The sequence below is a fragment of the Sinorhizobium sp. 8-89 genome (genome assembly GCF_030124325.1).
GTDB lineage: Bacteria > Pseudomonadota > Alphaproteobacteria > Rhizobiales > Rhizobiaceae > Sinorhizobium.
This window is the reverse complement of record NZ_JASKLR010000003.1, coordinates 145,548-157,984: the sequence shown is the minus strand read 5'-3', so window position 1 is coordinate 157,984 and position 12,437 is coordinate 145,548. Positions and strand designations below refer to the sequence as shown.

Annotated in this window: 10 protein-coding genes; 3 read left to right on the top strand and 7 right to left on the bottom strand. The window is 61.1% G+C overall.

What is annotated here, in order from left to right; all coding sequences use genetic code 11:
• Positions 1-8: 8 nt before the first annotated feature.
• The 5 genes from QN219_RS08090 to chvE all read right to left on the bottom strand — a co-directional run bounded on the left by QN219_RS08090 (position 9) and on the right by chvE (position 6,615).
• Positions 9-1,442, bottom strand: coding sequence for an aldehyde dehydrogenase family protein (locus tag QN219_RS08090; protein WP_283999086.1), 1,434 nt, complete (start codon positions 1,440-1,442; stop codon positions 9-11).
• Positions 1,443-1,515: 73 nt separating this feature from the next.
• Positions 1,516-2,511, bottom strand: coding sequence for an AraD1 family protein (gene araD1, locus QN219_RS08085; RefSeq protein ID WP_283999085.1), 996 nt, complete (start codon positions 2,509-2,511; stop codon positions 1,516-1,518).
• Positions 2,512-2,700: 189 nt separating this feature from the next.
• Positions 2,701-3,915: a multiple monosaccharide ABC transporter permease gene (mmsB, locus tag QN219_RS08080; RefSeq protein WP_283977780.1), complete on the bottom strand. Its 1,215-nt coding sequence runs from the start codon at positions 3,913-3,915 to the stop codon at positions 2,701-2,703.
• Positions 3,915-5,450, bottom strand: a complete 1,536-nt coding sequence (gene mmsA / locus QN219_RS08075) for a multiple monosaccharide ABC transporter ATP-binding protein (protein ID WP_283999084.1) — start codon at positions 5,448-5,450, stop codon at positions 3,915-3,917. Before mmsA ends, mmsB begins: the two co-directional genes overlap by 1 nt.
• A gap of 97 nt (positions 5,451-5,547) precedes the next feature.
• Positions 5,548-6,615, bottom strand: coding sequence for a multiple monosaccharide ABC transporter substrate-binding protein (gene chvE / locus QN219_RS08070; protein ID WP_283999083.1), 1,068 nt, complete (start codon positions 6,613-6,615; stop codon positions 5,548-5,550).
• A gap of 302 nt (positions 6,616-6,917) precedes the next feature.
• Here chvE and QN219_RS08065 point away from each other — a divergent pair, with 302 nt between their 5' ends.
• Both QN219_RS08065 and QN219_RS08060 read left to right on the top strand, forming a co-directional pair.
• Positions 6,918-7,868: a LysR family transcriptional regulator gene (locus tag QN219_RS08065; RefSeq protein ID WP_283999082.1), complete on the top strand. Its 951-nt coding sequence runs from the start codon at positions 6,918-6,920 to the stop codon at positions 7,866-7,868.
• 108 nt (positions 7,869-7,976) lie between these two features.
• A complete protein-coding gene (locus QN219_RS08060) occupies positions 7,977-8,429 on the top strand; it encodes a hypothetical protein (RefSeq protein ID WP_283999081.1) in 453 nt (150 codons plus the stop codon).
• Between the two features lie 3 nt (positions 8,430-8,432).
• Here QN219_RS08060 and QN219_RS08055 read toward each other — a convergent pair whose 3' ends face one another.
• Positions 8,433-8,663 (bottom strand): hypothetical protein, encoded by a 231-nt coding sequence (locus QN219_RS08055; RefSeq protein ID WP_283999080.1) that lies wholly within the window; start codon positions 8,661-8,663, stop codon positions 8,433-8,435.
• A 351-nt stretch (positions 8,664-9,014) separates the two neighbouring features.
• Here QN219_RS08055 and iolG point away from each other — a divergent pair, with 351 nt between their 5' ends.
• The gene (gene iolG, locus QN219_RS08050) at positions 9,015-10,007 is read left to right on the top strand and encodes an inositol 2-dehydrogenase (protein WP_283999079.1); all 993 of its coding nucleotides are present in this window, start codon (positions 9,015-9,017) and stop codon (positions 10,005-10,007) included.
• Between the two features lie 67 nt (positions 10,008-10,074).
• Here iolG and QN219_RS08045 read toward each other — a convergent pair whose 3' ends face one another.
• The gene (locus QN219_RS08045) at positions 10,075-12,429 is read right to left on the bottom strand and encodes an EAL domain-containing protein (protein WP_283999078.1); all 2,355 of its coding nucleotides are present in this window, start codon (positions 12,427-12,429) and stop codon (positions 10,075-10,077) included.
• Positions 12,430-12,437: the final 8 nt, after the last annotated feature.

Below are 12,437 nucleotides of genomic sequence, written 5' to 3'. Positions count from 1 at the left end.
CGCTGGCCTTAGGCCAGCGTGTAGGCTGTCTTGACTGTTGTGTAGAATTCGGCGGCGTATTTGCCCTGCTCACGCGAGCCGTAGGACGAGCCCTTGCGGCCGCCGAAGGGCACGTGGAAATCGACGCCCGCTGTCGGCAGGTTGACCATCACCATGCCGGCCTCGGCATTGCGCTTGAAATGCGTCGCATGCTTTAGGCTGGTGGTGGCGATGCCGGAGGAGAGCCCGAACGGCGTGTCGTTGGCGACGCTGAGCGCCTCATCGTAGTCCCTCACCCGGATCACCGCCGCGACCGGACCGAAGATTTCTTCGCGGGAGATCCGCATCTGATTGGTCGCTTCGGTGAACAGCGCCGGCTGCAGATAGAAGCCGGGCGTGTCGCGCGAGATCAGCTCGCCGCCGAAGGCGAGCTTGGCGCCCTCCTGCTTGCCGATGGCGATATAGTCGGTGTCCTGGTTGAGCTGGCTCTGATCGACCACCGGACCGATATGGGTGCCAGCCTTCAAGGCGTCATCGACGACGAGACCCTTGATCCGCTCGCCCATGGCGGCGACGAACCGGTCGTGGATGCCCTCGGTGACAATGATCCGCGAGGAGGCGGTGCAGCGTTGGCCGGTCGAAAAGAAGGCGGAATTGACCGCAGCCTCGACGGCGACCGAAAGATCGGCATCGTCGAGCACGACGAACGGGTTCTTGCCGCCCATTTCGAGCTGGAATTTGCGGTTGTGCTCGATCGAGGCGGCTGCCACGCGTTTGCCGGTACCGACCGAACCGGTGAAGGTGATCGCCTGAACGTCCGGGCTGTCGAGCATCGCCTGCCCGACGACCGAGCCCTTCCCCATAACGAGGTTCAGGACGCCCTTCGGCAGACCCGCGCGGTGGAGGATATCGACGATCGCCCAAGAGCAGCCAGGCACCAGTTCCGCCGGCTTGAACACGACCGTGTTGCCGTAGCAGAGCGCCGGAGCGACCTTCCAGGCGGGAATGGCGATCGGGAAGTTCCACGGAGTGATGATGCCGACGACGCCGACCGGCTCGCGGGTGATCTCGACACCGATATTCGGCCTGACCGACGGCAGCACCTCGCCGGCAAGCCGCAAGGCCTCGCCGGCAAAGAATTCGAAGATCTGACCGGCGCGAACCGTCTCGCCAATGCCCTCGGCAAGCGTCTTGCCCTCTTCGCGCGACAACAACCGGCCAAGCTCATCCTTGCGCGCCAGGATCTCATCGGCGGTCTTCTTCAGGATCGCGTGGCGCTCGAGGATGCCGGAGCGCGACCAAGCCGGGAACGCTGCCTTCGCCGCCGCGATCGCGGCCTTCGCGTCGTCGGCGCTCGCCCGGGCGTAATCGCCGATGACGTCGTTGGTGTTCGACGGATTGATATTGGCAACGCCGTCCGTACCGACCCATTCGCCGGCAATCAGGTTCTGATGAAGTGTCATGGGCCTTAAGCCTCCTTGTCTTCTGTCGCGTTCGACCGCCCCGTCGCGGTCTCGGGCTCGTATATCAGATATATCAGAGCTGATGTATGGTGATCTCTTCATCGCCGGCGATCGCCAGCGGATTGCGGAGCGCCAGGCCGAAACCGTCGGCCTCGATCTCGAAAATGTCCCCCTCCTCCGTGCGGATACCGTCGCCGAAGGAAAGCGTCGCCGTTCCGAACATATGCACATGGACATCGCCCGGCGCGCGGAAGAGCTCGTACTTGAAATGATGATGCTCAAGGTTTGCGAAGCTGTGCGACATGTTCGCCTCGCCCGAAAGGAACGGCTTTTCCCAAAGGACCTCGCCGCCCCGCAGGATGCGGGACGTGCCCCGGATATCCTCCGGCGCCACGCCGATGCGAATTTCCGGCCCGAAACTCGCTTGGCGCAGCTTCGAATGGGCGAGCCAGAGATAGTTGACCCGCTCGGTCTTGTGGTCGGAAAACTCGTTGGCGACCGCAAAGCCGATACGGTAAGGCACGCCATCGTCCGAGATGACATAGATGCCGGCCATTTCCGGTTCCTCGCCGCCGTCTTCGGCAAAAGCCGGGGAAACCAGGGCGTGGCCGGGCGCGATAGCCGAGGTGCCGTTGCCCTTGTAGAACCATTCTGGTTGAACGCCCGTTTCACCAGGCTTCGGTTTGCCGCCCTCGAGACCCATGCGGAACATCTTCATCGAATCGGTCAGTGTCTCTTCCGCCGCCTCGGTCGTCTTCTTGTGCATGGCGTCGCGGGTCGCGGCCGATCCGAGATGAGTCAGGCCCGTGCCGGTCAGATGAAGATGCGCCGGATCGGGATGTGTAATCGGCGGAAGAAGCCGCCCTTCCGCATAGGCCTTCTCGAGATCGATCTCGTCGCCCAAACCGCGGGCGTCGATCACCTCCTTGAGGCTCTTGCCGGCATTGGCCGCCTCCATTGCCAACGCATAGACGCTTTCCGCTCCCTTGACCGCGCGTGCCATCTCACCCGGCGAGCGAACCGCGACGGCGATCGATCCATCTTCCTTCCTGACCTGAGAAATCAGCACGTTCCTGTCCTTCCTTTCGACCTACAGCGCTGTGCCAGATGCACAAAGCCCGCTGTGACGCTTTGAATTGCTGCACCCATTCATGACACAGACAATGCACCGCCCGAGGGTGACTCGCGCCACCCAACCTAGCGGCGTTGAGCCGCCCATTTCTGTTTCTGGTTCAATGAAGGCTGATCGGAGACCCGGTCAGCCCTTGCCTTTGTTCTTGTTGTAGACGTCGAAGAACACGGCTGCGAGCAGCACGAGGCCCTTGATCAACTGCTGGTAGTCGATGCCGATGCCCATGATCGACATGCCGTTGTTCATCACACCCATGATGAAGGCACCGATCACCGCACCGGTGATCTTGCCGACACCGCCCGATGCCGATGCCCCGCCGATGAAGCAGGCCGCGATCACGTCGAGTTCGAAGCCGACGCCTGCCTTCGGGGTCGCCGAGTTCAGGCGCGCCGTGATGATCATGCCGGCAAGGGCAGCGAGCACGCCCATGTTCACGAAGGCGTAAAAAGTCAGCCGTTCGGTGTTGATGCCGGAGAGCTTGGCCGCCTTCTCATTGCCGCCCATGGCATAGATCCGGCGGCCGATCGTCGAACGCGTCGTGATGAACGTGTACAAGGCGATCAGCACGCCCATGACGATGAGAACGTTCGGCAGGCCGCGATAGGTTGAGAGCTGGAAGCCGAGGAACAGGGCGACGACGCCGATGACGGCCATCTGGATCGCGAAGAAGACAAAGGGCTCGTTCTCGGTTCCGTGCTGCTCGTTGATCCGGCGATTGCGGAAACCGGCATAGATGGCGTAGGCCACCAGCGCCATGACCGCAATCAGCGCCACATAGTTCTTGATGAGGCTGGTCGCCGGGTCCGAAAGCGACAGGAAGTCCGGAATGAAGCCCGTCGAAAGCAGCTGGAACTCCTTCGGGAACGGCCCGATGGGGCGTCCGCCGAGCACCACATAGGTGAGACCGCGGAAAACCAGCATGCCTGCAAGCGTGACGATGAACGATGGAATCTTCTGGTAGGCGACCCAGTAGCCCTGCGCGGCCCCCATGATACCGCCGAGGATCAGACAGGCGGGCACCACGATCGCGAAATGCACTTGCCATTTGACCAGCATGATCGCCGAGATCGCGCCGATGAAGGCGACGATCGAGCCGACGGAAAGGTCGATATGGCCGGCCACGATGATCAGCAGCATGCCCAGCGCCATGATGACGATGAACGAGTTCTGCAGAACCAGGTTCGTGATGTTGACGGGCCTGAAGAGAACGCCGTCGGTCACGAACTGGAAGAACAACATGATGATTACGAGTGCGACCAGGAGGCCGTATTCGCGGATGTTGTTCCTGAGATAGTCCCCGATCGACGGTTTGGTGGTGTGGGTGCTCGTATCGGCGACCATTAGTGTTTCTCCCCTGAACGCATGATGGCGCGCATGATGGATTCCTGGCTTGCTTCTTCCTTCGAAAGCTCTGCCACGATGCGCCCTTCGTTCATGACATAGATGCGATCGCAGGTTCCGAGCAGTTCCGGCATCTCCGACGAGATCATCAGGATGCCTTTGCCCTCGGCCGCGAGTTGGTTGATGATTGTGTAGATTTCATACTTGGCGCCGATGTCGATACCGCGTGTCGGCTCATCGAGTATGAGAACTTCGGGATTGGTGAACAGCCACTTGGACAGCACCACCTTCTGCTGGTTGCCGCCGGACAGGTTGACCGTCTCCTGATAGATCGAATGCGAGCGGATCCGGAGCTTCGCGCGATAGTCGGCAGCGACCTTTCGCTCTTTGCGCTCATCAATGACGCCGCTCGACGCGACCGCGCTCAGGTTGGCAAGCGTCGTGTTATCCTTGATGTTGTTGATCAACACGAGACCGAGTTGCTTGCGGTCTTCGGTGACATAGGCAAGGCCCGCCTTGATCGCGCGCGGAATCGTGCTCACGTCCACCGGGTTGCCGCGCATGGTCACCTCGCCGGTGATCTTGTGGCCCCACGATTTGCCGAAGATGCTCATCACCGTTTCGGTGCGGCCGGCGCCCATCAGCCCGGCGATGCCGACGACCTCGCCGGCGCGGACGTTGAAACCGACATCGTGCAGGAACTGCCGGTCGCGGTGATGCTGGTGGTAGACGTTCCAGTTCTTGACCTCGAGCAGTGTATCGCCAATCTTCGGCTCGCGCGGCGGATAGCGATCTTCCATGGCGCGACCGACCATCCCCTTGATGATCCGGTCCTCGCTGATATTTTCCTTGTGACAGTCGAGCGTTTCCACCGTGCCGCCGTCGCGCAGGATGGTGATCTGGTCCGCGACCTTCTTAATCTCGTTCAGCTTGTGCGAGATGATGATCGAGGTCATGCCCTGCTTGCGAAATTCCATGAGCAGCTTCAGAAGCGCGTCGGAATCGGTCTCGTTGAGCGAGGCTGTCGGTTCGTCGAGGATCAGCAGCCGAACCTTCTTGGAAAGCGCCTTGGCGATCTCCACCAGCTGCTGCTTGCCGACGCCGATGTCCGTGATGAGCGTCGCCGGCGACTCGTTCAGGCCAACTTTCTTCAAGAGTTCCTGCGTGCGGGCGAAGGTCTGCGGCCACTGGATCACGCCTTTGCTGGCGATCTCGTTGCCGAGAAAGATGTTTTCGGCGATCGACAACAGCGGGACGAGCGCCAGCTCCTGATGGATGATGATGATGCCGAGGTGCTCGCTGTCCGAGATCGTACTGAAGCGGCGTACCTCGCCGTCATAATGGATGTCACCCTCGTAGGTTCCGGCGGGATAGACGCCGCTCAGCACCTTCATCAAGGTCGACTTGCCGGCACCGTTTTCTCCGACGAGGGCGTGAATTTCACCTTCGCGGACCTTGAAGCTGACATTGTCCAGCGCCTTGACGCCCGGAAACGTCTTGGTAATGCCCTGCATTTCGAGAATGATATTGTCCATGTTCAGCATTCCAGCGGCAGTCTGCGAGAGATTACATACTCCCTCGCCCAGATAAAAGGGTCCGCAACGGATCGCGGACCCTCCATGTTCGACGGGATCAGTTGTTGATCTGGTCTTCGGTGTAATAGCCCGAGCCGACAAGGACTTCCTTGGCATTGGACTTGTCGACCGAAACAGGCTTCAAGAGGTAGGACGGAACGACCTTGACACCGTTTTCATAGGTCTTGGTATCGTTCACTTCCGGCTCCTTGCCATCCATGATCGCGTTGACCATGTTGACCGTGACCTTGGCGAGTTCGCGGGTGTCCTTGAAGACGGTCGAATACTGTTCACCGGCAAGGATCGACTTGACCGACGGCAGTTCCGCATCCTGACCGGTGACGATCGGCATCGGCATGTCGCCGGAGCCGTAGCCGACGCCCTTCAAAGCCGAAATGATGCCGATGGAGAGGCCATCATACGGCGAGAGAACGCCATCGACCTTGGCATCGGTGTAGGTGGACGACAACAGGTTTTCCATGCGGGCCTGAGCAACGGCACCGTCCCAGCGCAGGGTGCCGACCTGATCCATGCCCACCTGTCCGGACTTCACGACGATCTTGCCGCTGTCGATCAGCGGCTGCAGAACCGACATGGCGCCGTCATAGAAGAAGAAGGCGTTGTTGTCGTCCGGCGAACCGCCGAAAAGTTCGATGTTCTTCGGCTCGGTGGCGCTGTCGAGCTTCAGGCCTTCAACGAGTGACGTCGCCTGGAGCACGCCAACCTGGAAGTTGTCGAAGGTCGCGTAATAATCGACATTGCCCGAGTCGCGGATCAGACGGTCGTAAGCGATGACCTTGACGCCGGCGTCGGCTGCCTTCTGCAGGATGTCGGAGAGCGTCGTGCCGTCGATGGCGCCGATCACGAGGACCTTGGCGCCCTTGGTGACCATGTTCTCGATCTGCGCGAGCTGGTTCGGAATGTCGTCATCGGCGAACTGCAGGTCCGGCGTGTAGCCAGCTTCCTTGAAAAGCTTCTCCATGGTCTCGCCATCGGAGATCCAGCGCGTCGACGTCTTGGTCGGCATGGAGATGCCGACCGTCCCTTTGTCCTGCGCGAAAACCGGTGCAGCGAAGGACGCGACGGAAATCGCCGCGGCTGCGAGAAGCGAAGTAATCAATTTCATCAGATCTCTCCCTGAGTGTTGAAGCCGGCAGGCCCCGTCTTTATGCGCAGCGATCCACCGGCGCGGAGAGCTGGTCCCCGGCGGTGGTTCAAGGTGAAGGAAAGCCCTCCCGGCCCCACATACTCCCGCATGCACTGGCGCATCGAAGGGAAACTGGAATCAATCGACATAACTGTCAAATACAATATCGCTTTGCATGCATATCAAAATTGATATACCACTCCAAAACAGTGTGATTATTGAAACTTTTCAGGAACGGGACCAGTGCCGTGACAGTGGACAGCAGGGCGAATGCCACAGGGATGGCGGATGAACTCCTCGATACCGGCCTCCTTCGGTCGGGGCTGAAGATCAATCATCTGAGGCTCATCCTGGCGGTCGAGGATCACCGTCGCATCAGCACGGCAGCGGATTCGCTCGGCATTTCGCAACCGGCGGCATCGCGCATGCTGGCCGAGATCGAAGCAATCATGAAGGCGCCGATCTGCGAACGCGTCGCGCGCGGCGTCGAACTGACCCGTTATGGGGAGGCGCTTGCGCGGCGGGCACGCACGATCTTTCTCGAACTGCGCGAGGCCGCCCGCGAGATCAACGAATTGAAGACCGGCAGCGGCGGTTCGGTATCGCTGGGCTCGGTGACCGGCCCCGCCCTCAATCTAGCCGTCCCGGCCATCCGCCAGGTTTCGACCGCCTATCCCGGCATCGAAATCAATGTGCAGATCGACAACAGCAACGTGCTGACACGCGAGCTCCTGGCGGCGCGCCACGACTTCGTCGTCGGCCGCATCCCGGACGATCTCAATCCGCGTCTCTTCAATCTGGTTGAGATCGGGTTCGAGGAAGTCTGCCTCATCGTTCGCGAGGGCCATCCCCTGCTCGACAAGCCATCCGCCAATGCCGACGACTTGCCGGGTTACGACTGGGTTTTCCAGCCGCCGGGCACGTTGTTGCGCCGTGCGGTGGAGGACAGCTTCGTCTCCGCCGGCGTCAGGCTGCCGGCGACCGTCATCAACACGTCGTCGATCATCCTGACGCTGTCGATCGTCCGAAACACCAACGCGATCGCCCCTGTCGCCCTCGACGTCGCGAACCTCGTGGCCGGTAACGGGACGCCCGCCGGTGATATTCGCGTGTTGCAGACGCAGTTCCCCATCCGCATCAAGCCCTACGGGCTCATCACCGCAGAAGGCCGCGCCTTGCCCCCGAGCGCAAAGCTGCTTTACGACCTCATCCTGAAACAAAGCAGAGCGTGATCAGGCCCGCGTAACCCTCATCGGGCAGGATCGCCAAAAACCGGTGCTTCGTTCGGGCGCCCGCAAAGCGGTTCGCCCTGAATGAATGTTTTTTGAGAAGGCGACGTCATGTTCGGCATGTCGGTGTTCCAGTCGGTGCTCGAGAGACTGAAGGCGGAGCAGCAGGCCGGAACCTCCGATGAGGACGTCGGCGAACAGGCATTCCGGCACGGAATAGCGGGCTTCCCGCAAGGTTTCGTCATCGACACCTCACCGTCCGTAGCCGCAGAGGCCGTGGCGCACGCCTATCGTGAGATTGCACCGGCCGAGATGACGCAGCCACCGGTGATGCCCGAGTACCTGGAACGCACCAGCCTTGCCGAGGTCGCGGCCGAGCTTGCGCTTGAGGAGCAGGAAACCGCGGCGACGCTTGCTGCCAAACGACGGCGTTTCGCCGCCGCAAACCATCCGGACCGGTTGCCGGCGGAGTTCAGGGCCAACGCCACCGTCCGGATGAAGCTCGCCAACATGCTGATCGACGAAGCGTCTCGAAGGTTGCCGCGCGACAACAGTTCCACCTAAGCTTCACTTGGGAGCGTCACCCGCGTCGGTCTTGTCATCGGCCGGTTGCTTCGGCTTGTAGAAAATAAGCAAGGCGCAGCCGGCATAGGCGGTCACGGCCAGGAAGATCATGCCCCACACGGTCTGTCCGCTGCTGAACTCGACCGCCGTCCACGCGGCGCAGAAGGCGACGATCAACAGACGGATCCACAAGGGCCGGTAAAAAGGGTGGTCCGGATCGATGAATTTGAGCATCCTGTCTCTCAGCCGACGTGCAATTGGCTCCCCTTGTAGGGGCAAATTGGCCGCGCCTGCAAGTGTGCCGCCACAAACCAGCTCTTGACGGCCGCAGCAGAAATAGAATAAAAATTCCGTAACTAATGAATTTGGCCTTTTCATTCCGCCTTTCTCGCGAAATTGTCGCAAGCGGGAGAATCGGGACGGAGGCAAGGGAGAGACGCACCTCGCCGCGATCTGCGGCGACATCAATCTTCGTTACAACTCCTTGACACATACGCAGGCCACACGGTCCGCGACGCCTTTGCGCAATGAGCGTCAATCATCGCGCCCCCTTCCGGTTGCGACCGGATTTCGAGAGAGACGAAAATGACTGTGAGATTTGGTCTTCTGGGCGCCGGGCGTATCGGCAAGGTTCACGCGAAAGCCGTCAGCGGCAATCCCGACGCCGTCCTCGTGGCGGTTGCCGACGCTTTCCCGGCTGCGGCGGACGCCATTGCCAAGGCTTATGGTTGCGAGGTGCGCACGATCGAGGCGATCGAAAGCGCCGCCGATATCGATGCAGTCGTCATCTGCACGCCGACCGATACGCATGCCGACCTGATCGAGCGCTTCGCCCGCGCCGGCAAGGCGATCTTCTGCGAGAAGCCGATCGATCTCGATGTCGAGCGCGTGAGGGCCTGCCTCAAGGTCGTGGCGGAAACCAAGGCAAAGCTGATGGTCGGCTTCAACCGCCGCTTCGACCCGCATTTCATGGCGGTGCGCAAGGCGATCGACGACGGCCGCATCGGCGATGTCGAGATGGTGACGATCACCTCGCGCGATCCGGGTGCGCCGCCGGTCGACTACATCAAGCGCTCCGGCGGCATCTTCCGCGACATGACGATCCACGATTTCGACATGGCGCGCTTCCTGCTCGGGGAGGAGCCCGTCACGGTCACCGCCACCGCAGCCGTGCTCGTGGACAAGGCGATCGGCGCGGCTGGCGACTACGACAGCGTTTCGGTCATCCTGCAGACGGCCTCAGGCAGGCAGGCGATCATCTCGAATTCGCGCCGCGCCACCTATGGCTACGATCAGCGGATCGAGGTTCACGGATCGAAGGGTGTGGTCTCGGCGGAAAACCAGCGCCCGGTTTCAATCGAAATCGCTACCGGTGAAGGCTACACGCGCCCGCCGCTGCATGACTTCTTCATGACGCGCTATACCGAAGCCTACGCAAACGAGATCGAGAGCTTCATCGCCGCGGTCGAAAAGGGTGCGGAAATCACCCCCTCCGGCAAGGACGGCCTCGCCGCGCTGGCGCTGGCGGACGCGGCCGTGAAGTCGGTTGCCGAAAAGCGCCAGATCAGCATCGCCTGAGGCCGCCACCTCGATAATACGGACAAGCCGGGCTCAACGCCCGGCTTTGTTTTTCACGCAACGAAAATCACGCTTCGGCCGATTTCAACCAGTCGCGCGCAGGCTGTTGGCTGGAACTCGGCGCGCGCCCCGGACGACCGGAGAGGAAGCCCTGGATCTGCTGACATCCCTCTTCTACGATGATCTGCCTCTGTCGCTCGGTTTCGACTCCTTCGGTCACCACCGGCAGGTTAAGGCTCTGGCCGAGAGCGATGATCGCGCGGATGATGGCATGCGCCGCCGGATCCTTGTCGAGGGCGGCGGTGAAGCTGCAATCGATCTTAAGCTTGTCAAAGGGGAAGGTCTGGAGATTGCTGAGCGAGGAATGCCCTGTCCCGAAATCGTCCATCACGATGCGCACACCGAGCAATCGCAGCCGGACGAGGGTCGTCAGCACGTCATCTCTGTTGTGCATCAAGGCTGCTTCGGTGATCTCCAGTTCCAGCCGGCGCGGTTCAAGACCGGTTCGCCGCAGAATCCCTTCGATCTGATCAAAGAGGTTGGGAAGCAGAAACTGGACCGGCGATATGTTGACTGAAATCGGCAGCGGTTCGTTCCACCGGACTGCTTCAAAACAGGCCTGCTCGAGCGCCCACTCACCGATCTGGATGATCGAGCCGCTTTCCTCGGCGATCGGAATGAAAACGCTGGGACTGACGAGACCGCGATCGGGATGCCTCCAGCGCAACAACGCTTCGTAGCCGACAACCCTGTCGTCACGAACATCTACAAGCGGTTGGTACTCGAGGAAAAGCTGCCGTCTGACGACCGCGTGCCGCAGATCGTTTTCAATCTGCCGGCGTGTGCGCACGGCTGCATCCATCTCGGCGTCGAAGAAGCAGGCGATACCCTTGCCGGTCTGCTTCGCCCGGTAAAGCGCCGTATCGGCATTGTTGCAAAGCCGGTCCGCCGTGACCCCATCGGCCGGATAAATCGCCACGCCGATGCTGACGCCGACGGCCATCGGATCGCGGTTCGTATCCATTTCCTCGGCGAAAAGGCCGAGAATACGGTCCGACAATTGCCGCGAGGCCTCCGGCTGCGCGACGGAAGGCTGTATGATCGCGAATTCATCGCCTCCAAGCCGCGCGATCGTGTCGCCTTCTCCACATGCCGCACGCAGGATATCCGCCGCCTTGCGCAGGATACGATCGCCTTCTCCGTGACCGAAAATATCGTTGACGGCCTTGAAACGGTCGAGGTCGAGACAGAGGACGGCCAACTGTTCGTTCCTCGCACTCGCCAGGGCGATCGCCTGCGCCATGCGGCGGTCGAACGAACTGCGGTTCGAAAGGTCTGTCAGCGCATCGTGATGTGCAAGATGCTCGATGGTGCGCTCGGCCTCCTTGCGCTGACTGAGATCGCGCACGAAAATCACGTCGCACTCCCGGCCCCGGTATTCGATCGTGCGGCAGATATATTCGACGGGGATTCGCCTTCCGTCCGCGTGAACCAGTTCGAGTTCGCATGATCCGCCCAACGCCTGGCGATCCACTGGCCGCTCGCGATCCTGCACGAACAGCCCCGCTGGGCTTGTTCTTGCCAATTCGCTTGCACTCCGGCCGCAAAGACCGGCAAAACGCTCGTTCACATCGATGATTTCGTCGTCGCGAACGATCATCATGCCGTCGAGCGACGCGTTGACAAGCCCGCGAAGATCCGTGAGGTGCCTGTCGAGAAAGAGCGCGCCGAAAGCCATGAGGATGAGTGTCGTTGACGCGACGATCACGCCCCCGGCGAGCCAGGTGGGATCGAATACATCCGCGGCCGCGGCGCTCGGATCCGGCACCAGGCTGACACCGCTCATCGACTTGAAATGCATCGCGCATATCGCAATCACCAGCAGGAGTGTCGACACGACCAGCCTCCCGACACCGGACATTGTCCAAAACGCATGAAGCGCACCGCCGGCGATGAGCGTGCCTAACATGACGGCGGTAACCGTCGATTCGAAATCGAAGGCGACCTGGCCCTGCGTCTCGACCGCACGCATGCCGGTGAAATGCATCGCTGCGATGCCAAAGCCAAGCAGCAAACCGCCGACGGCGAAAGCAGAACGGAAGGTCCCGATCAGTGCGACGGCAAATGCGATCCAGGACGCCGCGATCGCCACCAGCACGGAAAGTGTCGTGCCCTGGATCTCATAGGCGATCGGTATGCCACCGTCATAGGCGAGCATCGCTATGAAGTGCGTCGACCAGATGCCGACGCCGGACGCAAAGGCGCATGCCGCGGTCCAAAGGCGCCGCTGGGTGCCTTCGCTACGCTGCGCACGCAGCAACAGCAGCATCGTGGCGATGCTGCCGGCAAGACAAACGATCGCCGCCACGGCGATCAGACGCCAGTCATGGTCATTGCGTATGCATGCAATCACTGAAAACATGGCTGCCC

Coding starts and splice junctions, on each gene's coding strand:
- mmsA (WP_283999084.1), bottom strand. CDS start 5,450: ATGGACAATATCATTCTCGAAATGCAGGGCATTACCAAGACGTTTCCG.
- QN219_RS08055 (WP_283999080.1), bottom strand. CDS start 8,663: ATGCTCAAATTCATCGATCCGGACCACCCTTTTTACCGGCCCTTGTGG.
- iolG (WP_283999079.1), top strand. CDS start 9,015: ATGACTGTGAGATTTGGTCTTCTGGGCGCCGGGCGTATCGGCAAGGTT.
- mmsB (WP_283977780.1), bottom strand. CDS start 3,915: ATGGTCGCCGATACGAGCACCCACACCACCAAACCGTCGATCGGGGAC.
- QN219_RS08045 (WP_283999078.1), bottom strand. CDS start 12,429: ATGTTTTCAGTGATTGCATGCATACGCAATGACCATGACTGGCGTCTG.
- QN219_RS08060 (WP_283999081.1), top strand. CDS start 7,977: ATGTTCGGCATGTCGGTGTTCCAGTCGGTGCTCGAGAGACTGAAGGCG.
- chvE (WP_283999083.1), bottom strand. CDS start 6,615: ATGAAATTGATTACTTCGCTTCTCGCAGCCGCGGCGATTTCCGTCGCG.
- QN219_RS08090 (WP_283999086.1), bottom strand. CDS start 1,442: ATGACACTTCATCAGAACCTGATTGCCGGCGAATGGGTCGGTACGGAC.
- QN219_RS08065 (WP_283999082.1), top strand. CDS start 6,918: ATGGCGGATGAACTCCTCGATACCGGCCTCCTTCGGTCGGGGCTGAAG.